The 19,953-nt window shown below is 72.7% G+C and carries 21 protein-coding genes; 6 read left to right on the forward strand and 15 right to left on the reverse strand.

Annotated features, from left to right (window positions below):
- Positions 1-105 precede the first annotated feature (105 nt).
- A complete protein-coding gene (locus tag ME121_RS27095; RefSeq protein ID WP_012321026.1) occupies positions 106-993 on the reverse strand; it encodes an acid phosphatase in 888 nt (295 codons plus the stop codon).
- Positions 994-1,300: 307 nt separating this feature from the next.
- Between ME121_RS27095 and ME121_RS27100 the strand changes: the two genes are divergently transcribed.
- Positions 1,301-2,164, forward strand: a complete 864-nt coding sequence (locus ME121_RS27100; protein WP_058621211.1) for a hypothetical protein — start codon at positions 1,301-1,303, stop codon at positions 2,162-2,164.
- Between the two features lie 35 nt (positions 2,165-2,199).
- On the opposite strand, the gene ME121_RS27105 is transcribed toward ME121_RS27100, so the two are convergent.
- The 4 genes from ME121_RS27105 to ME121_RS27120 form a co-directional block, all read right to left on the reverse strand.
- Complete coding sequence (locus ME121_RS27105) at positions 2,200-3,054, reverse strand: alpha/beta fold hydrolase (RefSeq protein WP_058621210.1); 855 nt, start codon at positions 3,052-3,054, stop codon at positions 2,200-2,202.
- A gap of 25 nt (positions 3,055-3,079) precedes the next feature.
- Positions 3,080-3,955: a 2,3,4,5-tetrahydropyridine-2,6-dicarboxylate N-succinyltransferase gene (gene dapD, locus ME121_RS27110; RefSeq protein WP_012321029.1), complete on the reverse strand. Its 876-nt coding sequence runs from the start codon at positions 3,953-3,955 to the stop codon at positions 3,080-3,082.
- Positions 3,956-3,991: 36 nt separating this feature from the next.
- Positions 3,992-4,483, reverse strand: coding sequence for a cyclic nucleotide-binding domain-containing protein (locus ME121_RS27115; protein WP_059409935.1), 492 nt, complete (start codon positions 4,481-4,483; stop codon positions 3,992-3,994).
- A 65-nt stretch (positions 4,484-4,548) separates the two neighbouring features.
- Complete coding sequence (locus tag ME121_RS27120) at positions 4,549-5,235, reverse strand: response regulator transcription factor (protein WP_012321031.1); 687 nt, start codon at positions 5,233-5,235, stop codon at positions 4,549-4,551.
- A 378-nt stretch (positions 5,236-5,613) separates the two neighbouring features.
- On the opposite strand from ME121_RS27120, the gene ME121_RS27125 reads away from it, so the two are divergent.
- Entirely contained in the window at positions 5,614-6,171 is a 558-nt protein-coding gene (locus ME121_RS27125; protein ID WP_012321032.1) for a L,D-transpeptidase family protein, read from the forward strand.
- Between the two features lie 14 nt (positions 6,172-6,185).
- Here ME121_RS27125 and ME121_RS27130 read toward each other — a convergent pair whose 3' ends face one another.
- Complete coding sequence (locus ME121_RS27130) at positions 6,186-6,893, reverse strand: YggS family pyridoxal phosphate-dependent enzyme (RefSeq protein WP_174805109.1); 708 nt, start codon at positions 6,891-6,893, stop codon at positions 6,186-6,188.
- Positions 6,894-7,351: 458 nt separating this feature from the next.
- Between ME121_RS27130 and leuS the strand changes: the two genes are divergently transcribed.
- Positions 7,352-9,937, forward strand: coding sequence for a leucine--tRNA ligase (gene leuS / locus ME121_RS27135; protein ID WP_059409936.1), 2,586 nt, complete (start codon positions 7,352-7,354; stop codon positions 9,935-9,937).
- A gap of 230 nt (positions 9,938-10,167) precedes the next feature.
- On the opposite strand, the gene ME121_RS27140 is transcribed toward leuS, so the two are convergent.
- From ME121_RS27140 to ME121_RS27150, 3 genes are all read right to left on the reverse strand, one after another.
- On the reverse strand, positions 10,168-10,887 hold the full coding sequence (locus tag ME121_RS27140; protein ID WP_059409939.1) for an ABC transporter substrate-binding protein: 720 nt from the start codon (positions 10,885-10,887) through the stop codon (positions 10,168-10,170).
- Positions 10,888-10,978: 91 nt separating this feature from the next.
- Entirely contained in the window at positions 10,979-11,749 is a 771-nt protein-coding gene (locus tag ME121_RS27145; protein ID WP_059409937.1) for a TerC family protein, read from the reverse strand.
- Positions 11,746-12,699 carry a lipid kinase gene (locus tag ME121_RS27150; protein ID WP_059409938.1) on the reverse strand — a complete coding sequence of 318 codons (954 nt, stop codon included), beginning with the start codon at positions 12,697-12,699 and terminating at the stop codon, positions 11,746-11,748. Before ME121_RS27150 ends, ME121_RS27145 begins: the two co-directional genes overlap by 4 nt.
- A 305-nt stretch (positions 12,700-13,004) precedes the next feature.
- Between ME121_RS27150 and ME121_RS27155 the strand changes: the two genes are divergently transcribed.
- The 3 genes from ME121_RS27155 (at position 13,005) to ME121_RS27165 (ending at position 16,405) form a co-directional block, all read left to right on the forward strand.
- Positions 13,005-13,880 (forward strand): hypothetical protein, encoded by an 876-nt coding sequence (locus ME121_RS27155; RefSeq protein ID WP_041372759.1) that lies wholly within the window; start codon positions 13,005-13,007, stop codon positions 13,878-13,880.
- A gap of 208 nt (positions 13,881-14,088) precedes the next feature.
- On the forward strand, positions 14,089-15,360 hold the full coding sequence (locus tag ME121_RS27160; protein ID WP_012321039.1) for a hypothetical protein: 1,272 nt from the start codon (positions 14,089-14,091) through the stop codon (positions 15,358-15,360).
- A 4-nt stretch (positions 15,361-15,364) separates the two neighbouring features.
- Entirely contained in the window at positions 15,365-16,405 is a 1,041-nt protein-coding gene (locus ME121_RS27165) for an aldose epimerase family protein (protein WP_024828966.1), read from the forward strand.
- Between the two features lie 75 nt (positions 16,406-16,480).
- Here the strand turns inward: ME121_RS27165 and ME121_RS27170 are convergent, their stop codons facing one another.
- The 6 genes from ME121_RS27170 to ME121_RS27195 form a co-directional block, all read right to left on the reverse strand.
- Positions 16,481-17,158 (reverse strand): NADH dehydrogenase ubiquinone Fe-S protein 4, encoded by a 678-nt coding sequence (locus ME121_RS27170; protein WP_058621265.1) that lies wholly within the window; start codon positions 17,156-17,158, stop codon positions 16,481-16,483.
- Between the two features lie 24 nt (positions 17,159-17,182).
- Positions 17,183-17,527: a hypothetical protein gene (locus ME121_RS27175; protein WP_043074483.1), complete on the reverse strand. Its 345-nt coding sequence runs from the start codon at positions 17,525-17,527 to the stop codon at positions 17,183-17,185.
- 16 nt (positions 17,528-17,543) lie between these two features.
- A complete protein-coding gene (locus ME121_RS27180) occupies positions 17,544-17,963 on the reverse strand; it encodes a hypothetical protein (protein WP_029361625.1) in 420 nt (139 codons plus the stop codon).
- Between the two features lie 151 nt (positions 17,964-18,114).
- On the reverse strand, positions 18,115-18,633 hold the full coding sequence (locus ME121_RS27185) for an Hsp20/alpha crystallin family protein (protein ID WP_012321044.1): 519 nt from the start codon (positions 18,631-18,633) through the stop codon (positions 18,115-18,117).
- 132 nt (positions 18,634-18,765) lie between these two features.
- Entirely contained in the window at positions 18,766-19,248 is a 483-nt protein-coding gene (locus ME121_RS27190; RefSeq protein WP_012321045.1) for an Hsp20 family protein, read from the reverse strand.
- A 362-nt stretch (positions 19,249-19,610) separates the two neighbouring features.
- The coding region (locus ME121_RS27195) for a DNA translocase FtsK (protein WP_491892891.1) at positions 19,611-19,953 on the reverse strand (343 nt) is incomplete at its 5' end.

Here is a 19,953-nt window from a genome sequence, read left to right on the forward strand (position 1 = left end):
ACGGCGCCTGGAGCTCAGGTACCATTACTCACGGTCTCTTGATCAAGCCGAAAACGTGTTGCAAATCACACACTTAGAAGCATTCAAATCTAGAGCGGTTCGAGCCTAGAACTCGAGCGGCGGCTCCCGCAGGGCGGTGGCCTCCCGGGTACAGGCGGCCTGATCGGGAACCGTCCCGGGGCCCGCGAGGGCGGCGCGAAGCTCGGCGCGGGCCCTGTCGAGATCGGCCCGGAAGGTCGCGTCGCCCATCAGGGCGGCGAAGACCGCGGTGCCGGTCAGGCGCCCCGCCGCCACGTCGCTGAGCCAGTGCACGCCGCACACGATCCGGCTCTCGCCGTAGGCCCGGCCGCGGGCCAGGATCGGGGTCGCCTTCTCGGGCACCAGGGACGCGAGGATCAGCGCGTAGGCCCAGCCCTGCGTGGCGTGGCCCGAGGGGTAGCTGAAGCTGTCGGCCAGGGCCTGGCTGCGCTGCACGCAGATCGGCGCCTCGTTGCCGACGAACGGGCGCAGGCGGCGGTAATGGACCTTGGGCCCCCGCGTCGCCCGCGCGAGATCGAGCCGGGCGCGCTCGAGGAGGTTGATCACCGCCGGCACCCGCGCCTGATCGATCCGGGTGCCGAGCACGCAGGCGAAATTCTCCAGCACGGCGGCGGCCCCCTCCGACACGTCGTTGGCGGCGAGCTCCCAGCGGGGCGTCCCCTTGAGGGCGCGGGTGCTGCTGAAGGCCGCCCGGTCGGCCTTGTCGAGGGGCGCGTCGTGGGCCGGCGGGGAGGGCAGGAACTGGACGGCGTCCGGCACCGCTCCTTCGGCCAGGTAGGGCTTCACGGCCGGCTTGCCGGGCTTCAGCGTGTCGGTGCCGAGGGACGGGGCCGCGGGTGTTGCCGAGGGGGCCGAGGGGGCCGGGCGCGGGGATTCCTCGGCGCGGGCCGCGACGGCCAGGAGGAGGGCGAGGGCGGCCGGGGCGAGGAGGGGCAGGGACGGCGTGCGCAGCATCGGATCCGGGACTCTCTCGGATGGAATCTGCGGGGCGCGCCCGCTGCCGGAGGAACGGCTCAGCCGGCCCGTTCAGTCCCTGCACAGGCGGCCCGATCTGTCCAGCGTGCGGCGGCCGAGGCGCCTTATGAACCGCTGCATGTTGTAGGTGCGCATTCCGACCGGCGCGGGGCGCGAAGCGTCGTCAGAGCACGGCGATGCCCGGGGAGACGCACGTCTCCGACCTCGGATGCAAGCCCGAGGCAAGTTTGCTCGGCAACACTGACCGGTAGATGCTCTATCGCGGGCGGCGCAAAGCGGCACTCTGATGATTGACACCCAGGAGGAGGATCACCGCCGCGAAGAACTCGGGTCCCTCTACGTCATCACGGCGCATGAATTCAATCATGTCGCGAGATCGACTCCGATAGACAGGAGGTTTTTCGACAGAGACCTCCCTGCGAAATTCTATTTCGTCGATAGAAACGGCGCGCCCCGCGATTTCCGAAGCGCGTACATCGAGGAACGCATCCTCAATCCCAGCATCGTTGACGCCGGGAGCAGATTCATCGCGGAATGGTCGTTCCTTCTCACCGAATTCGAGAAGCCTTTCGCGCAGTATCCGTTCTTCGTCGTGTCGTCACGGTTCTTCGAGAAGAATCTGTCCCTACCCCTGGAGCTTCAGACGGTGCTGGCGTTCGCCTTCCCGTGCCTGAAGTGTTACGGATGGGGATATCTACCTTCGTACGACCGAAAGGCCAATTTTCAAGATCTCCAGTTCTACAAGGAAGTTGGCTATCTCGGAATCAAGGATGAGGGAATCGCTTTTCTCGACGGGCTGTACGGCGTACGCTTCGTCGATCAGTACCGCATGATCTCCGACTTTTTCTGCAACTATATCGGATTCCAATCGCGTGAGCATCTGATCGAGTACGTCAAATTCTATCTCCCATTGATACGAAGGTTTTTTGACGCAGACTGGAACATCGTTCGACAGCCCGAACTCTACGTGCGCAGAACAGGGACGTATCGGAACGAGAAGCCATTCACCTTCCTTCTGGAAATGGCGTCCCATCTGTTCTTCTACAAGAACAATCTGAGATTCTGTGGCGTCAGCTACGACGGCATTCACGAAGTCGACGAGCGCGAAACGATCATGAGGCCGATCATAACGTGGGATCAGGCGGGATGACCGGCTAGAACCGTTCCGGGAACCCCCGAACGGGTTCAGCCTTCCCGGATCGCGGCGGCCACGGCATCCGGATGCTCCTCGTGCGGGCTCAGGGCGCCGGGGATCGCGGCGCCGGTCACGCGACCGTCGGCGATGAGGGCGTCCATCTCGGCGCCCGAGCGCCGGGGGGCGCCCGCGGGCCGCAGCACCAGGGTCGGCGGCAGGCCGTCGCCGAACAGGGCCAGGAAGGCGTCGCGGCTGCCGACCGGGTCGAGGCCGCCGGTGACGAAGGCGGCGGTGCCGAAGCGGCCGTTGCGCTGGCGGGTGATGGCGTGCTTGTCGCGGATCACCGACGGGGTGACCCGGGCCGCGTCGGCGTAGACGTGGGCGCGCATCATCCGGCCGATGATCGGCGGGCTGATGTTGATCCGGTAGAGCGCCTCGCCGAGGACCGGGGCCTCCACGGCCCGGCGGATGCGCGGGAACCAGTGCGCCCGGCCCGGCATCGCGGTGGGCAGCGGCCCCCGCCAGGTCGGGGCCACCAGGACCAGCCGCTCGAAGGCCCGCGGGTGGCGCCGCGCCGCCGCGACCAGGTAGCCGGTGGCGTGGCCGGCCGCGACGCCGAGGGCGTAGGGGCCGGGCGCGGCGGCCAGCAGGGCGTCCAGGAAGGCGTGGAAGGTCGCCGGGGCGAGGGGGACCCGCGCCCGCGGCCGGGCGCCGAAGCCCGGCCAGTCGGGGACGTGGCAGCGGTACTGCGTCCCCAGCAGGCCGGCGAGGCCGCGCATCTCGGCCCGCGCCGAGATGGTCGACAGCGCCGGGAGCAGGAGCGCGTCCGGCCCCGCCCCGATCCTGTCGCAGGGGGTCGGCACCGTCCGGCCCGCCACCGTGAGGGTCAGCTCCGACGTCTCCATCGCGCTCCCGCCAGCTTCCGGATGTTCAGGTGCGCAGCAGCTCGTTGATGGCGGTCTTGGACCGCGTGCCGGCATCGACGCGCTTGACGATCACCGCGCAGTAGAGGCCCGGGCCCGGCGTGCCGTCCGGCAGCGCCTTGCCGGGCATCGTGCCCGAGACGACCACCGAGTAGGGCGGCACCCGGCCGTACATGACCTCGCCGGTGGTCCGGTCGACGATCTTGGTGGAGGCGCCGATATAGACGCCCATGGACAGGACGCTGCCCTGGCCGACGATGACGCCCTCCGCCACCTCGGCGCGGGCGCCGATGAAGCAGTCGTCCTCGATGATCACCGGGTTCGCCTGCAGCGGCTCCAGAACGCCCGCGATGCCGGCACCGCCCGAGATGTGGCAGTTCTTCCCCACCTGCGCGCAGGAGCCGATCGTCACCCAGGTGTCGACCATCGTGCCCTCGCCGACATGCGCGCCGAGATTGACGAAGCTCGGCATCAGCACGGCGCCGGGGGCGATGTAGGAGCCCCGGCGGACGAAGCAGCCTGGGACGGCGCGCAGGCCCGCGGCGCGGAACTCGGCCTCGCCCCAGCCGGCGAATTTCGACGCGACCTTGTCCCACCAGGGCGCGCCGCCGGGGCCGCCCTCGATCGTCGCCATGTCGTTGAGGCGGAAGGAGAGCAGCACCGCCTTCTTCAGCCACTGGTTCACCACCCAGTCGCGGTTGCCGGACTTCTCGGCGACGCGGGCCTTGCCCGAATCGAGCAGCTCCAGGGCCGCCTCGACCGCCTCGCGCACCGCGCCCTTGGTGGCAGTCGACACGTTGGCGCGGTCTTCCCAGGCGGCTTCGATGGTCTGGGCGAGATCGGAATGGGCGAGATCGGAATGGGGCTTGCCGGCCTGGGACATGGAACGGATCAGAACTCTTGCGGCGGGAGCCCGTGCTTACAAGCGGCCACCGGAGCTGTCACCTGAGGAGATGCCGTCGATGATCTCGAGCAGTTCGCGCACCTGATCGAGATCGGTCACCAGATCGGCGAGGTCGTCCGCCAGGGTGTCGTGGACGGCCTGCGCGGCGGCGGGAAACTCCTCCAGCACGCGGCGCATCAGCATCGGGGTGATCCGCATCACCCCGGCGCTCCCCTCGGCCCGGGCCTCGGTCGGGCGCGTCCCGCGCACGAACAGGGCGAGCTGGCCGATCAGGGCCGAGCGCCCGGCCCGCACCGGCTCGGCCCCCGCGAGCCGGGGCTCCAGCCGGATCGTGCCCGCCATGACGACGAAGCCGCCATCGGCCGGGTCGCCGCGGGCGAAGAGCAGGTCGCCGTCCGCGAGGTCGCGCCGCTCCGCCGCGAAGGTCAGCAGGCGCAGGGCGTCCCGGTCGAGGAAGCCGAACAGCGGCGCGGCCGCGAGGATCGCGATATCGTCGTCGAGCCCCAAGAACGCCTCACCACCCTGCGCATACGCGAACCCGCCGGATCGCCTACACGTAAAGCTTCAATTCGTCAGGGCAGCAACTTGTATCCGCCACCCTCGGTCACGAGGATCGCGGCGGTGGCGGGGTTCGGCTCGATCTTCTGGCGCAGCCGGTAGATATGCGTCTCCAGCGTGTGCGTGGTCACCTGGGCGTTGTAGCCCCAGACCTCGGCCAGCAGGGTGTCGCGGTTCACCACGGCCCGGCCCGCCCGGTAGAGGAAGCGCAGGATCGCGGTCTCCTTCTCGGTGAGCTTCAGCTTCGAGCCGCGCTCGCCGACGAGGAGCTTGGCCCCCGGGCGGAACGTGTAGGGGCCGATCTGGAAGACCGCGTCCTCGGAGGCCTCGTGGCTGCGCAGGTGGGCGCGGATCCGGGCCAGAAGGATGCCGAACTTGAACGGCTTGGTGACGTAGTCGTTGGCGCCGGCCTCCAGGCCCTCGACGTGGTCCGCCTCGGAATCCTGGGCCGTCAGCATGATCACCGGGCCGCGGAAGCCGCCGGCGCGCATCCGGCGCACGGCCTCGCGCCCGTCGAGGTCGGGCAGGCCGACATCCATCACGGCGAGGTCGATCCGCTCCGCGGCGACCCGCCGGATCGCGTCCGCGGCGTTGGCCTCGGTGAAGACCGTGAATTCGTCGCAGAGATCGAGCTGCTCGGTCAGGGTGTCGCGCAGGATCGCGTCGTCGTCGCAGATCAGCAGGCGGTAGGCGTTCGGCATCGTCCGGGCCCCAGTGCGTGCTGCGGGAGGGGCGAGGGGCGGCCTGCCGGGTGCAGCATGCGATGATGTCAGATCGCGGCAGGATCGCGCGACGACCCTACCCCGGCTTGTGTTTCCGCATCCTTTCGCCGCCGTGACAAGCGCGCCGGCGAACGGGCTGCGGGAACGGGGCACGCCGCTCCGGGATCAGGTCGTCGGTCCCCGCGGCAAGGCGGAGGGCTGGCGCGCTCCCGAATCCCGGCTCGGCGGCCCGGGTTCGGCCGAGAGATAGGGCGCCGTTTGTGGCCGGAAGTTGCCTTGCGCGCAATTTTTCACCGGTTCGAAGTACGGATCCCGGGCATAAGGCCCGCGGGACCGGACGGATTCGGGAGGACGGACATGCGGCGGCCGAGCGGGGGACCCATCCGCCTGACCTTGGGAGAGATCCGCGTGCGCGCCCTCGTCGGGGACCGGCGGCGCGGGCAGCTGCTCGTCGGTCGGGCGGTGTTTCCCTGCGCCCTCGGGGCGGGCGGCATCGTTTGCGACAAGCGCGAGGGCGACGGCGGCTCGCCGCGCGGGCGGTTCCGCCTGCGCGGCGGCGCCTACCGGCCCGATCATCTCGCGATCCGGCCGCGCACGCTGCTGCCCCTGCGGGCGACCCGCCCCGCCGACGGTTGGTGCGACGAGAGCCGGGACCGCCGCTACAATCGGCCGATCCGCTTGCCGGCCCCGGGGGTCAGCGCCGAATCGATGTGGCGGGACGACGGGCTCTACGACGTGGTGATCGACCTCGACTACAACCGCGCCCCGATCCGGAAGGGGCGGGGCTCGGCGATCTTCCTGCACATCGCCCGGGACGGCTACCGCCCCACCGAGGGCTGCGTCGCCCTGGCCCGGGCCGACCTGCTGCGCCTGCTCCGCCGCCTCGGGCCGCGGACGCACCTGCGGATCGGCTGAGGCGCGCGTCCGGCTCAGGCCTTCCGGGTCCGGGCCCCGAAGATCGCGGTCCCGACCCGGACATGGGTGGCGCCGAGCTGGATCGCCGCCGGGAAGTCGGCGCTCATGCCCATGGAGAGGATCGGCAGGTTGTGCGCCTTCGCCAGCCGGGCCAGCAGGGCGAAGTGGGCCGAGGGCGGGTCCTCGGCCGGGGGGATGCACATCAGGCCCTGGATCGCCAGCCCGTGGGTCTCCCGGCACTCCGACAGGAGGGTGGCGAGCTGGTCCGGGAGCACGCCGCCCTTCTGCGGCTCCGCGCCGGTGTTGACCTGGATCAGCAGCTTCGGGGTCCGGCCGGACCGCTCGATCTCCTTGGCCAGCGCCGCCGCGAGCGACAGCCGGTCGAGGGAGTGGATCACGTCGAACAGGGCCACCGCCTCCCGGGCCTTGTTGGATTGCAGCGGCCCGACGAGGTGCAGCTCCACGTCCGGGAACCGGGCCCGGAGACCCGGCCACTTCGCCACGGATTCCTGGACGTAGTTCTCGCCGAAGACCCGATGGCCGGCCTTGAGCGCGGGCAGGATCCCCTCGGCCGGCACGGTCTTGGAGACCGCGACGAGCTGGATCTCGGCGGGATCGCGCTCCGAATCCTCGGCGGCGCGGGCGATCGCCGCCCGCACCTCGGCGAGACCGGCGGCGACGTCGGCCTGGCCGACGGGGAGCTTGTCGGTCCGCTGGCCCATCCCGTCCGTCGCGGGCGGGTTCGGGTCGGTGATCGCGTCGTCCATAGCGGGCCGTCCTATCGCTGCCGGACGCCGAACCAGGCGCCCCACGGTACACAACACCTCGGCGGCACCTTCCCGGCGACCCAGCTGTCCAGCTCAGACCCCTCATCCCGAGGTGCCGGAGCGCAGCGGAGGCCGCGAAGGGGCGCTCCAGCCGGCCGCTGCGATCCCTGGAGCCCTCCTTCGAGGCCCGCCGACGCGGGCACCGCGGGATGCGGGGAGGGATGGAATCAGCCCAGGGCCGGCCGCTCCCGTGTACCGTCTCTGCTGCGGAAGGACCTATGCGTTCGCGCGTCCCGCGCAAGTCCGAATCGCGCGCCGCGTTGACCGGCTGCGGCGCAGATATGCTATCGCGGCGCGACCGTGCCGTGGTCATCCTTCGGAATGACCGACGAGCCCCTGACCCAGCCGGATCCATGACCGCCAGCACCGCCCCCCAGCCCGTCGAGCGCTACAACGCCAAGGATGCCGAGCCGCGCTGGCAGGAGGCCTGGGCCGAGAAGCGGCTGTTCGAGACCGACAATTCCGATCCCCGCCCGAAATACTACGTGCTCGAGATGTTCCCCTACCCGTCGGGGCGCATCCACATGGGCCACGTCCGCAACTACGCGATGGGCGACGTGGTCGCCCGCTACAAGCGCGCCCGCGGCTTCAACGTCCTGCACCCGATGGGCTGGGACGCCTTCGGCCTGCCGGCCGAGAACGCCGCCATGGAGCGCAAGGTCAACCCGCGGGACTGGACCTACGCCAACATCGCGTCGATGCGCGACCAGCTGAAGGCCATGGGGCTGTCGCTCGACTGGAGCCGGGAGATCGCGACCTGCGATCCCGACTACTACAAGCACCAGCAGCGCATGTTCCTGGACTTCCTGCAGAAGGGCCTCGTCACCCGCCGCACCGCCAAGGTGAACTGGGACCCGGTGGACCACACGGTGCTGGCCAACGAGCAGGTGATCGACGGGCGCGGCTGGCGCTCCGGCGCCCTGGTGGAGCAGCGCGAGCTCACCCAGTGGTTCTTCAAGATCACCGACTTCGCCGAGGACCTGCTGACGGCTCTCGACGGGCTGGACCGCTGGCCTGAGAAGGTCCGGCTGATGCAGAAGAACTGGATCGGCCGCTCGGAAGGCCTGGAGGTCCAGTTCGGCCTCGCCCGGCCGGTCGCCGGCGAGCCCGACACGGTGACCGTCTACACGACTCGGCCCGACACGCTGTTCGGCGCCAAGTTCCTGGCGATCGCGGCCGACCATCCCCTGGCGGCCGCTCTGGCCGAGGGCAGGCCGGAGCTGCAGACCTTCATCGAGGAGTGCCGCCGCACCGGCACCGCCCAGGCCGCGATCGACACCGCCGAGAAGCACGGTTTCGACACTGGCCTCACCGTGCGCCATCCCCTGGACCCGTCCTGGGAGCTGCCGGTCTACGTGGCGAACTTCGTGCTGATGGAGTACGGCACCGGCGCGGTGTTCGGCTGCCCGGCGCACGACCAGCGCGACCTCGACTTCGCCAACAAGTACGGGCTCGGCAACACGCCGGTGGTCTGCCCGGAAGGGCAGGACCCGGCGACGTTCGTGATCACCGACACCGCCTATGTCGAGGACGGGCGGATGATCAACTCGCGCTTCCTGGACGGGATGGGCACGGGCGAGGCGTTCGAGGCCGTGGCCCGGCGGCTGGAAGGGGAGGGGGTCGCCAGGCGCAAGGTCCAGTTCCGCCTGCGCGACTGGGGCGTGTCCCGGCAGCGCTACTGGGGCTGCCCGATCCCGATCATCCACTGCGAGTCCTGCGGCCCGGTCCCGGTGCCGGTGGCCGACCTGCCGGTGAAGCTCCCCGAGGAGGTCTCCTTCGACCAGCCCGGCAACCCGCTGGAGCGGGACGCCGCGTGGCGGAACGTGGCCTGCCCGCATTGCGGCGCGCCGGCCCGGCGCGAGACCGACACGATGGACACGTTCGTCGATTCGTCCTGGTACTACGCCCGCTTCACCGCGCCCTGGCTGGCGGACGCCCCCACCGACCGGGCCGTGGTCGATCGCTGGCTGGCCGTGGACCAGTATATCGGCGGCATCGAGCACGCGATCCTGCACCTGCTCTACGCCCGGTTCTTCATGCGTGCGATGCGCGAGACCGGCTGGGCCGGCGTCGCCGAGCCGTTCGCCGGCCTGTTCACGCAGGGCATGGTGGTCCACGAGACCTACAAGGACGCGGCCGGCGCCTGGGTGCCCCCGGCCGAGATCCGCTTCGCCACCGAGGAGGGCGAGCGCCGCGCGTTTCACGTGAAAACTCAGGCGCCGATCGCGATCGGCCCGATCGAGAAGATGTCGAAGTCGAAGAAGAACGTGGTCGACCCCGACGACATCATCGCGAGCTACGGGGCCGACACGGCGCGCTGGTTCATGCTGTCCGACTCGCCGCCGGAGCGCGACGTGATCTGGACCGAGGAGGGCGTGCAGGGCGCGGCCCGGTTCGTCCAGAAGGTCTGGCGCCTGGTGAACGCCGCCGGGCAGGCGAAAGGCGACGGCGCCGCGGATCTCGCTCTGCGCAAGGCCGCCCACCGGGCGCTCGCCTCCGTGCAGGACGATATCGAGCGCCTGCGCTTCAACCGCTGCGTCGCCCACATCTACACCCTGGCCAACGCCCTGGAGGACGGCCTGCGCGGCCCGGTCTCGCCGGCCGCCGCCAAGGAGGCCGCCGGGATCCTGGTCCAGCTCATCGCCCCGATGATGCCGCACCTCGCCGAGGAGTGCTGGTCCGTCCTCGGCCGCGGCGGCCTCGTCGCCCAGGCGCCGTGGCCCGAGACCGAGGCCGCGCTGCTGGTCGAGGACGAGATCACCCTGCCGGTCCAGATCAACGGCAAGAAGCGCGCGGACGTCACCGTGCCGCGCGACGCCGACGCCGCGGCCGTCGAGGCCGCGACCCTGGCGCTGGAGGCCGTCCAGAAGGTGCTGGAGGGCAAGGCACCGCGGAAGGTGATCGTCGTGCCGGGGCGGATCGTGAACCTGGTGGTGTGATCCGACATCCGCCCGGTCACACGCTCCTGCCGTCTTCGCGAGCGGAGCGAAGCGATCCGGGGTCGCGTGACGGTCACAGGGAGGTCGCGCCGGCCTGGATCACTTCGCCTCGCGCGTGATGACGGAGCGGGTGAGCCCTGCCGGAGGATCTCACCCCGACACCGTATCGAATCCTCACCCCCGGTGAAGGCACCGTGACCGCTGGCCGGTTCGACGATCCGGCTCGCCTCTCACGGCGCGGCCAGATCCGGATCCTGTCCGCTGGCTTCCAGGCCGCGCCGCACCAGCCCGTCGCGCTTCGCCCGCGCGACGAAATCCGCGAGATAGGCGGCTCCCGCCGGGTGCCCGACCGGCAGTCCCATCGCCTGCGGGATCTCCATGAAGTGCCCCGGCAGCAGCCGCACCTCCGGGTGCGCCGCCGCGTAGGCGGCGAGGGGCTGGTGCACCCCGGCCGCGACGTCGAGCCCGTCGCGGGCGAAGGTCGTGACCGCCTCGGCCGAGGTCGGGGCCCGCACCAGGGTGGCGCGCGTCAGGGCCCGGCTCAGGAACAGGTCGTAGGCGCTCCCGCGCCCCACCGAGACGCGCACGCCGTCGCGGTCCACCGCCTCCGGGGATCGGATCGGCGAGGCGGCCGGCACGAGGTAGCTGCCGGCGATCAGCACGTAGGGCTCCGTGAAGGCGATCCCCTCGGCCCGCTTCGGGTCGATCGCCAGGAAGCAGATGTCCCAGGTCCCGGAGCCCGCCGAGCCCGAGACCGCGCCCGCCCCCGGGAAGGTCACGAACGCCACCGGCACGCCGAGCCGGGCCGCCAGCGCCCGCGCGAGATCGACCGAAACCCCCGCCGGGCCGTCGGCGCTGCCCTGGGCCAGGACCGGGTTGCCGAGGTTGATCGCCGCCCGGAGCGTGCCGGTGGGGGCGAGGTCGTGCAGGACCGTCGGATCGGGCGTCATCGGTCTCGGCTCCGCGTGCGCGGCGGTGGGGAGGAGCCGGAGGAGCGGGAGGAGGAGGGCCGCGCGGATCCGCATGACGCTCGTCCCGCCCTCAGGCGCGCCGCGACGGCCCGGTCGACGGGGAGGCGCCGTCCCGGGCGGGACGGCGGCGCCGGCGGGCCAGCATGTTGAGGCCCTCGACGCCGGCCGAGAAGGCCATCGCGGTGTAGATGTAGCCCTTCGGCACGTGGGCGCCGAACCCCTCGGCGATCAGCGTCATGCCGATCATGATCAGGAAGCCGAGGGCCAGCATCACCACGGTGGGGTTCCGGGCGATGAAGGCCGAGAGCGGCTCGGCGGCGACCAGCATCACCACCACGGCGACCACCACCGCCACCATCATCACCGGCACGTGCTCGGTCATGCCGACCGCCGTGATGATCGAGTCGATCGAGAAGACGAGGTCGAGCAGCAGGATCTGGCCGATCGCCGCGCCGAAGCCGATCGTGCCGCCGGTCGCCCCCGCGGCCTCGGGCTCCGGATCCACCGTGTGGTGGATCTCCTTGGTGGCCTTCCAGAGCAGGAACAGGCCGCCCCCGATCAGGATCAGGTCGCGCCAGGAGAAGGCCTGGCCGAACACCGCGAAGACCGGCTCGGTCAGGTGGACGATGAACGCCACGGTGCCGAGCAGCCCCAGGCGCAGGATCAGCGCGAGCCCGATCCCGATGCGCCGCGCCCGGGTCTGCTGCTCGGCCGGCAGCTTGTTGGTCAGGATCGAGATGAAGATCAGGTTGTCGACACCGAGCACCACCTCCATCACCACCAGGGTGGCGAGCGCGGCCCAGACGGCGGGCTGGCTGGCGAGCTCGATCAGGTCGGTCACAGGCGGGGCGCCTCGCTGGTCGGGAACAGGCGGTTGCTCAGGGCGGTGAGGTCGAAGGGGGTGGGACCGCGCACCGGTTCGGGGGCCAGGACCTGCAGGATCTTCGGGAAGACCTTGAAGTGGGCGGGCGTGTGCGTGGTCAGCTCGCCGTCGGTGTTCACCGGCCGCGGCTTGCGGGTCGAGAGCCGGATCTCCCGCGTGTGGAACGCCCGCACGTCGCCCGCCCGCCCCTGCGTTCCCCGCCGCAGGGCGGGCAGCAGCGCGAGGAGACGCCACCAGTGATTGATCTCCAGGCTGTAGAAATCGAGCTTGCCGTCGTCGACCGCGGCACTCTCCTCCACGGTCATGCCACCGCCGTAGTGGCGGCCGTTGCCCACCGAGACCTGGATGGTGGTGACCTTCTCGACCACCCCGTCGTGCTCGATCGTCACCGTGAAGGGCCGGACCCGGCGCAGCACCCGCACCGCCGCCACCGCGTAGCCGAGCACGCCCCAGGTCTTCTTCGATTCGGCGGTCAGCTCGCCGGCGAGCTCCGCCGAGAAGCCGATGCTCGCCACGTTGAAGTAGTAGTGGCCGTTGACCCAGCCGAGATCCACCGGCCGCGCCTGCGCGGTCGGGATGAAGCGGGCCGCCGCCAGGGGGTCGAGCGGCAGGTTGAGGGAGCGGGCGAGGTCGTTGGCCGTGCCGAGCGGCAGGATCGCGAAGGGCAGACCGCTCTCCACCAGGGCGGGCGCGGCGTAGTTCATGGTGCCGTCGCCGCCGCCGAGGATCACGAGGTCGACCGCGCCGGCCCGGTCACGGATCACGTCGCGGCAATCGGCCTCCGGCGGCGGCTCCTCCGGCTCGATGCCGCCCGCCCGCAGGATTCCCCGCACCTCGTCCAGATCCAGGGCGCCGTTGCGCGCCTTGGCGTTGCAGAGCAGCAGGGCCCGACGCCTTTGCGTGCTCATCGCGTGCCCCCGGGAAGCGGGCCGGGGGGCGACTCGGTCTCAGGTCGGGACAAGGGATCCTCGGGGCACGGCAGGGAGCGGGCGGTCTGGAACGCGGTATCGGAACCCGGAAGCGGCCAGAGGCCAAGACTATCCCCGACTTGGTACCCAAACGCACGAACGCAACCCCATCATCCCCGCAATCCCGGGCTGGCCGACGTCGCAGAGTTCGGCAGGATGTGGGCGCGCCCGAGCCCTTCGTGGAACCCCTCACCCACGCGGGCGCGTTCTCCATGATGCCCGCCCCGGCCGCCAGGAAGGCACCGATGTCCGCCACACGTCCCGTCCGTCCCCAGGTTCTCGCCCTCGGCGCGCTCCTGCCGTTCGCCCTCGCGGGCGGTGCCGCCGCCCAGAGCGCCTGGGTGGACCCGCCGCCCCGGGCCGCCGCACCGGCGCAGGGTCCGGCGCGGACTGCGGGGACGGAAGCGGCGAAGGCGCCGGCGACGGCCGTCGATCCGCGGGGGCAGGACGCGGTCGCCGCCCGCGCGAAGGCGCAGCCCGGTGGCGCGCGCGCCGCCGAACCGGTCCGGCAGGCCGCCAGACCCGAGCCGGGCGAGGATGCCCTGCCGAAGGCGGCGGCGACGCGCGCGCCGGGCCCGAAGCGGGCGGCCGCCCTGGAGCGCCCGCGGGTCCGGGAGCCCCTGCACCACGCCGCGCGCCACCCGCACCGGCTCGCCGAGACGCCGGCCGCGGTCACCCCGGCGCCGGGTGCGTCGGCGGAGCGCGCCGCCGCCGCCCGGGCGCTGACGACGCGCTACCTCGCCACCGTCTCGGGCTCGAGCGACACCATGGTCGGCGCCGCGACCCAGTACTACGCGACCCGCGTGCGCTTCTACGGGCGGCCGATCACCACGGCGGCCCTCGTCGCCGAGAAGCGCAGCTTCGTCCAGCGCTGGCCCGAGCGGCGCTACGAGCCGCGGGCGATGCGCGCCGCCTGCGACGCCGAGACCTGCACGATCCGCGCGCTCGTGGATTTCCGGACCGCCAATCCGGGCCGGGGCGCCGTCTCCAGCGGCGAGGCCGAACTGGTTCTGGAGGTGGGCTTCGCCGGCACGCGGCCTTACATCCTCGGCGAGACCGGCCGCGTCCTGCGGCGGAGCATTCAGGCCGGAACCCTGGCCGCGTCGCCCGGCAAGGCGTAAGAGCCCCGCATCGCGGTCCGCCGCCCCGCGGCGGGCACGGGCTTGCGGGGGGACTCGCGGAAGGGCGTGCAGGGAAGCGGGCTGGGGGCGTGTCGTGGGATCGGTCCCGGTGGTCGGGCGTTCCGTGAGGCGCCCGCGGGCGGGCTTCGTCAGGAGGTGCGGTCGGGCCTCCTTCGCGCCGCGCGTCGGTGATGCCGGGATCGGGTGAATGACGTCTTCAACGGTGGTGGAGAAACAGGAGGCGGAGCCGGCCCGGCCGGTCCTCGACAGTTCCGGCCGCCTCGCCCTGCGCGAGACGATCCGGGCCGAGATCGCGCGCGCGCGTCCGCGCCCCGTCGCGGTCCGGACCCTCGAGTTGCTGGCCGAGGCCGCCTGCGCCCCCGACGAGGGCGGAACCGGCCTCCGCGTCCTCGACCGCCAGGGGGCCGTGCGGCGGCGGGACGACACGTCCGAGCCGATGACCCTCGCGGACCTGATCGCGGAGCTGCGCGCGCGCCATCCCGCCCTGTTCCTGCCGCCGGAGCCCGAGCCCGAACCGGCCCCGCGGACCGCCGAGGAGGCCCGCGATTCGTCCCTGCTGAGCGGCGCCTACGAGATGAAGGCCGCGACCGCCCGCTTCGTCGGGACCCAGTCCGAGCGGGCGCGCTCCCTGGCGGAGCGCTCCTCCGAGCAGGGCCGCGCGCTCGCGCAGAACGCCGCCGGCCGCTTCGCCAGCCTGCGGACGAACCTGCGCGGCCGCTTCGCCCGCCCGGCGGGCGCGGCCGCCGACGCGGAGGCCGCGCCCGCCCCGGCCGCGGATCCGACCGCCGCCTGGAACAGCGGCCCGGGACGGTTCGGAGAGACGCTGCGCGGCGGCCTCGGCCACCTGCGCGACCGGCTCGGCCTCGGGGGAGACGGGGCCGACGACGGCGCGCGCCGGCAGCGCCGCCTGCTCCTGGGCGCCGTCGCCGGCACGCTGGTGGCGGTCCTCGCCGCGGGGGTCGTGCTGGACCGCTCCGCGCCCGAACCCGGGCGTCCCGCCGCCCCGACCGGCTCCCGCACGGAGGCGCCGAGCACCCCCGCGCCGAACGCGCGGCCCGCGAACCCGCCCGCCTCGGCCCCCGACACGGTGACGCCGCCCCCCGAGACCGGCGGCGAGTCCGAGCCCGACGCGCCGCTGCCGCCGAACGCCGTGACCGGACAGGCCCAGGTGATCGACACCGCGACCCTCAAGGTCGGCGGCAAGGTCGTGCACCTGTTCGGCGTCGAGTGGGTGCGGGGCGGCCAGGCGGAGGAACTGGCCAGGTACATCGGCAACCGGCCGGTGACCTGCCAGCCGGCCCCCGGCAGCGCCAACATGAACTGCCTCGTCGACGGGCGCGACCTCTCCGAGGTGGTGCTGTTCAACGGCGGCGGTCGCGCCTCTCCGGAGGCGAGCCCCGAGCTGGTCGCGGCCGAGGACCACGCCCGGAGCGAGCGGCTCGGCGTCTGGAAGCGCTAGCCGGATGCCGGCCGAACCGTTCGGCACGACGGCGGACGGCCGATCGGTCAGCCGCCACACCCTGAGCCGGGGCAGCCTGCGCGTCGCCGTCATCGAGTACGGTGCGGCCGTCACGGCGATCGAGGTGCCCGACCGCGCCGGCCATCCGGCCAACGTCGTGCTCGGCCTCGGCACCCTGGCGGGCTACGAGACCGTGAGCCCGAGCTTCGGCGCGATCGTCGGCCGCTACGCGAACCGCATCGCGGGCGGGCGCTTCAGCCTCGACGGGCACGGCTACCGATTGCCGGTGAACGAGGCCCCCAACACCCTCCACGGGGGCCCGGAGAATTTCGGCCGGCGCCTGTGGCGGGCGGAGTTCTCCGACGCGGCGCGCCTCGTCCTGGTCCGCCGCTCGCCGGACGGGGAGGAGGGGTTTCCCGGCAATCTCGACGTCCGCGTCACCTACAGCCTGCCCGAGGACGGCGTGCTGCGCGTCGACTACGCCGCGGTGACCGACCGGCCCACGATCCTGAACCTCACGAATCACAGCTACTTCAACCTCGCCGGCGAGGGGACGGGCAGCGTCCTCGACCACCTCGTGCAGGTCGAGGCGGACGCCTTCGCGCCGACCGACCCGACCCAGATCCCCACCGGCGCGCTCCTGCCGGTCGCCGGGACGCCGTTCGACTTCCGCACGCCGCGGGCCCTGGAGGCGCGGATCCGCGCCGGAGACCCGCAGCTCACCTACGCCAAAGGCTACGACCACACCTTCGCGCTGCGCGGGGCCGCCGGGACGCTGCGGCCGGCCGCCAGCTGCGTCGATCCCGGAAGCGGGCGGCGGCTCGACGTCTGGACCACCCAGCCGGCGCTGCAGCTCTACAGCGGCAACAACCTCGACGGGCGGCTGATCGGTCCGTCCGGGCGGATCTACCGCTCGGGCGACGGCGTCTGCTTCGAGACCCAGGGCTTTCCGGACGCGCCGAACCAGCCGGGCTTCCCGTCCGCGGTCCTGCGGCCGGGCGAGACCTTCGCGGCCGCCACGGAGTTCCGGTTCTCGGTCGTGTGACGGCCGCACCGCGCGGGCCTTCCGGGGGCGCGGCGTCGCCACCGGCGGAGGGCCGGACCGGTCGTCCCCGCGCGCTCAGGCCGCCGCGCGGTCGACCGCCCGCGGCGCCGGGATCGCGGCGGCCGGCGCGGCGGGATCGGGGCGCCACGCCTCGCCGAGCGCCAGGAGGGCGGCCTTCACGGCGTCGAGCCGCGACGGCTCGCCCTCGGCCATGCCCTCGGCGGCGGCGACCTCCTTCAGGTACTCGTCCCAGGCCCAGCGCCGCAGGATCTCGCGCTTGCAGCTCGGCAGCAGCCGGGGATGATCGCGCACCGCGGCCGGGGCGTCGAACACCGCGGCCGGGTTGAGCAGGGCGCGCTCCAGGTCGGGCAGGCCCGCGGGCAGCACCCGGGAGACCCGGTGCGCGCCCCAGACCCGCAGGGTCCCCGCCCGGCGGCCGTCGGGCGGGTCCGGCTCGATCCGGTAGGTGAGGCCCTGCCGCTCGGCGTAGGCCACCGCCCGCGCCCGCGTCGGGAACGTCAGCACCACCTCCGCGGCGAGGGTGTCGCGCCCGCCGGTCCAGCCCATCAGCGGCTCCCGCTCCGGCGGCGTCTCCCGCTCGAAGGTGAGAAGCCACGTCCCGGCCCGGGCGCGCCCCGCCGTGTCGACGGAGCGCCCGCGCCGGCGGATCAGCGCCCGGCGACCGGCGAGCCACGGCGCGCCGGCCGGGCCGGGCGGGCTGTTGTGTCCGATTCCGATCGTCCCATCCTGCATGGTTGCCTCCCGAAAGGGGCGCGCTCAGCCGCCGAAGAGGCCGAGCCGCGCCGCCGCTTGCACGCCGAAGCTCGCCGCGAAGGACAGCAGGGCCGCGTCCCAGGCGGTCAGGTGCGGGGCGTTGGCCGGCGGACCGGCCTGCGTGAGCGCCCGGCCGAGCCACGCGAAGCCCGACAGGCTCAGCAGGGCGGCCAGCACCCAGGGCAGGGCGGGGGCCGGGCAGGGCGCCGCCAGGGCGACGCACAGGGCGGCGGACAGGATCCAGCGGCCCAGCACGGTCCCGTCGGTGGTCCGCACCTGCCCTCCGCGCCGGCCGCGCCGCGACCGGGACAGGCCCCTGTGCCCGCCCCACAGGTCGAAGGTTGCCATCGCGCGCCTCCCCGGCTCAGTTCAGCCGGGGCTCCGGTCCGGTCGGACCGCGCCGCCAGCGGCGGATGAACGCCGCCGGGTCGGGCGGCCTGCGCGGCGCCGGGGCTGCGGGCGGTGCCGGGCCCGCGTCGAGCGTCTGGAGCGCCTCCAGGACCGCGCTCAGCGGCACGGGCTCGGCCCGGCAGCCCGGCAGGCAGCGCAGCGTCGGGCAGGAATCGACCGCGCGGGCGTCCGAGGCCCAGGAGGCCAGGATCGCCCGCTTCTCGGCCCGCGACAGGCCGGGATAGCGCAGCACCTCGCGCGGATGCCGGAAGACGTCGCCCGGCGCCACGAAGGCCTCGAACGGCTCGACCGCCTGCGGCCTCAGGCTGGCGGCCGCCACCGGACCCAGGCGCGCGATCTCGGGTTGGACGTGGTTCGTATCGATCGGCTGCATGCGACCCTCCTCATCGTGAGCAAAGGCTGGAGCGGCCGTCGGTCCTGGTCGGGGCCGCCGGCCGTCGCGTCATGCGTTCGTGTCCGCGGCCGCGGGGGCGGCCGCCGCCAGGACAGGCCCAGGACCGGCCCAGGACCGGCTCAGGACCGGCTCAGTGCTTGGCGACCGGCGCGCCCGCGCCGTTGATGGCGATGCGCCGGCGGCGCTCCGGCGCCTCGGCGGCGCGCGGCAGCGTCACGGTGAGGACGCCGTTGCGGAACGTCGCCTCGGCCTTCTCCTCCTCCACCGGCACGGGCAGGGCGATCGACCGCTCGAAGCGGCCGTAGCTGCGCTCGGAATAGCCGCGGTCCTTGTCGGTGGTCTCCGCGCGCTTCTCGCCTTTCAGAGTCAGGACGCCGTCCGCGATGAGCAGTTCGACGTCCTTCTCGTCGAGCCCGGGAAGCTCGGCGGAGACGCGCAGCGCGCCGTCCGCCTCCGCCAGCTCGACCTGGGGCCAACCGAAGCCGCGGCCCGCGAGGCTCGGCACGCTGCCGAACCCGCCGAACACGTCGTCGAACAGGCGGTTCATCTCCCGGTGCAGCGTCAGGAAGGGGCTGGCCGACCCCTGCGCGAGGGCGGTCGGCGCCGGGGTGCTGGTGCGGTTCCAGGGAATCAGATCTCTCACGCTCATGGTCCTCGCTCCATCGAATGCGGTGCAGTCGTGGGAACGGGCCCGCGGGTCCGCGGACCCGTGAGGGATGTCATCCGTGTCGATAAGGGGGTGGCCGGGCGCGCGGCCCGGGACACCGGATCAGGCTGCCGATCAGGCTGCCTTGGCCTCGCGGGTGATCTGCGCCGGGGCGTTGTCCTGGCCGGACGCGGCCGTCGTGCCGCCGATGGCGATGCGGCGGGGCTTCAGCGCCTCCGGCACCTCGCGCTTCAGCGCGACGGTGAGCAGGCCGTTCTCCAGGGACGCGCCCACGACCTTCACGTGCTCGGCCAGATTGAAGGTCTGGCGGAAGGTGCGGGCCGCGATGCCGCGGTAGAGGTAGTGCTTCTCACCCTCCTGGGCGGCCTTCTGACCCGAGACGAGGAGCGTGGTGTCCTGCTGGGTCAGCTCGATCTCGTCGGGCGTGAAGCCCGCGACCGCCATGGTGATGCGGTACTGGTCCTCGGCCACTTTCTCGATGTTGTAGGGCGGCCAGGCGGTCGACGGCTCGACGCGGTCGGCCTGGTTGAGCAGCTCGAACAGACGGTCGAACCCGATGGACGACCGGAACAGGGGCGAAACGTCGTACGTCCTCATAACCACATCCTCCGACGAGCAACGTGACTACAAGCAGCACCGGACACCGTGTCCGGCGCCCTCAGAGCGAGCCCGTTTCCAGGCCTCGCACGCGCGTAACGTGCGGGCGAGCGATCAGTTCCGCGCTGGGCGAGATTTTTTTCGGGTCGGGCAGGCGTAGTCGAATACCGCGACCCGCCCCGTGCGGCCTCTCCCCTGAGCTGCGGGCTGCACAGGCCCGCGGTCCCGGTCGGCACGCGCGTCAGGTCGAGAGAGCGTGGCCCCGCCCTCGCCGGGGCGAGGGGCGCTCCGTCACAGACAGCGCCTCGAACCTGCCCAGGCGGCAGGGGAGGGGGGCGCCGCGGACGCCACAGGCCCCGCTCTCAGCCGACCGCCTCCTCCACGAGGATCTCGCGCTTGCCGGCGTGGTTGGCCGGGCCGACGATGCCCTCGATCTCCATCCGCTCCATGATGGAGGCGGCGCGGTTGTAGCCGATCTGCAGGCGGCGCTGGATGTAGCTCGTCGACGCCTTCTGGTCGCGCAGCACCACCTGCACGGCCTGGTCGTAGAGGTCGCCGCCGGCCTCGCCGAAGGAGCCCTGGTCGAACACCGCGCCGTCGAGTTCGAGCTCCGCGGCGCCGGCCTTGCCCTTCCCGCCGCGCTCGCCGCCCTTCTCGGGCGCGCCCTCCTCGTCGTCGGCGGTGACGGCGTCGAGGTAGCTGGGG

The organism is Methylobacterium sp. ME121 (assembly GCF_000974725.1).
GTDB lineage: Bacteria > Pseudomonadota > Alphaproteobacteria > Rhizobiales > Beijerinckiaceae > Methylobacterium > Methylobacterium radiotolerans.

Coding starts and splice junctions, on each gene's coding strand:
- ME121_RS27095 (WP_012321026.1), bottom strand. CDS start 993: ATGCTGCGCACGCCGTCCCTGCCCCTCCTCGCCCCGGCCGCCCTCGCC.
- ME121_RS27100 (WP_058621211.1), top strand. CDS start 1,301: ATGATTGACACCCAGGAGGAGGATCACCGCCGCGAAGAACTCGGGTCC.
- ME121_RS27105 (WP_058621210.1), bottom strand. CDS start 3,054: ATGGAGACGTCGGAGCTGACCCTCACGGTGGCGGGCCGGACGGTGCCG.
- dapD (WP_012321029.1), bottom strand. CDS start 3,955: ATGTCCCAGGCCGGCAAGCCCCATTCCGATCTCGCCCATTCCGATCTC.
- ME121_RS27120 (WP_012321031.1), bottom strand. CDS start 5,235: ATGCCGAACGCCTACCGCCTGCTGATCTGCGACGACGACGCGATCCTG.
- ME121_RS27125 (WP_012321032.1), top strand. CDS start 5,614: ATGCGGCGGCCGAGCGGGGGACCCATCCGCCTGACCTTGGGAGAGATC.
- ME121_RS27130 (WP_174805109.1), bottom strand. CDS start 6,893: ATGGGCCAGCGGACCGACAAGCTCCCCGTCGGCCAGGCCGACGTCGCC.
- leuS (WP_059409936.1), top strand. CDS start 7,352: ATGACCGCCAGCACCGCCCCCCAGCCCGTCGAGCGCTACAACGCCAAG.
- ME121_RS27140 (WP_059409939.1), bottom strand. CDS start 10,887: ATGACGCCCGATCCGACGGTCCTGCACGACCTCGCCCCCACCGGCACG.
- ME121_RS27150 (WP_059409938.1), bottom strand. CDS start 12,699: ATGAGCACGCAAAGGCGTCGGGCCCTGCTGCTCTGCAACGCCAAGGCG.
- ME121_RS27155 (WP_041372759.1), top strand. CDS start 13,005: ATGTCCGCCACACGTCCCGTCCGTCCCCAGGTTCTCGCCCTCGGCGCG.
- ME121_RS27160 (WP_012321039.1), top strand. CDS start 14,089: ATGACGTCTTCAACGGTGGTGGAGAAACAGGAGGCGGAGCCGGCCCGG.
- ME121_RS27165 (WP_024828966.1), top strand. CDS start 15,365: ATGCCGGCCGAACCGTTCGGCACGACGGCGGACGGCCGATCGGTCAGC.
- ME121_RS27170 (WP_058621265.1), bottom strand. CDS start 17,158: ATGCAGGATGGGACGATCGGAATCGGACACAACAGCCCGCCCGGCCCG.
- ME121_RS27175 (WP_043074483.1), bottom strand. CDS start 17,527: ATGGCAACCTTCGACCTGTGGGGCGGGCACAGGGGCCTGTCCCGGTCG.
- ME121_RS27180 (WP_029361625.1), bottom strand. CDS start 17,963: ATGCAGCCGATCGATACGAACCACGTCCAACCCGAGATCGCGCGCCTG.
- ME121_RS27185 (WP_012321044.1), bottom strand. CDS start 18,633: ATGAGCGTGAGAGATCTGATTCCCTGGAACCGCACCAGCACCCCGGCG.
- ME121_RS27190 (WP_012321045.1), bottom strand. CDS start 19,248: ATGAGGACGTACGACGTTTCGCCCCTGTTCCGGTCGTCCATCGGGTTC.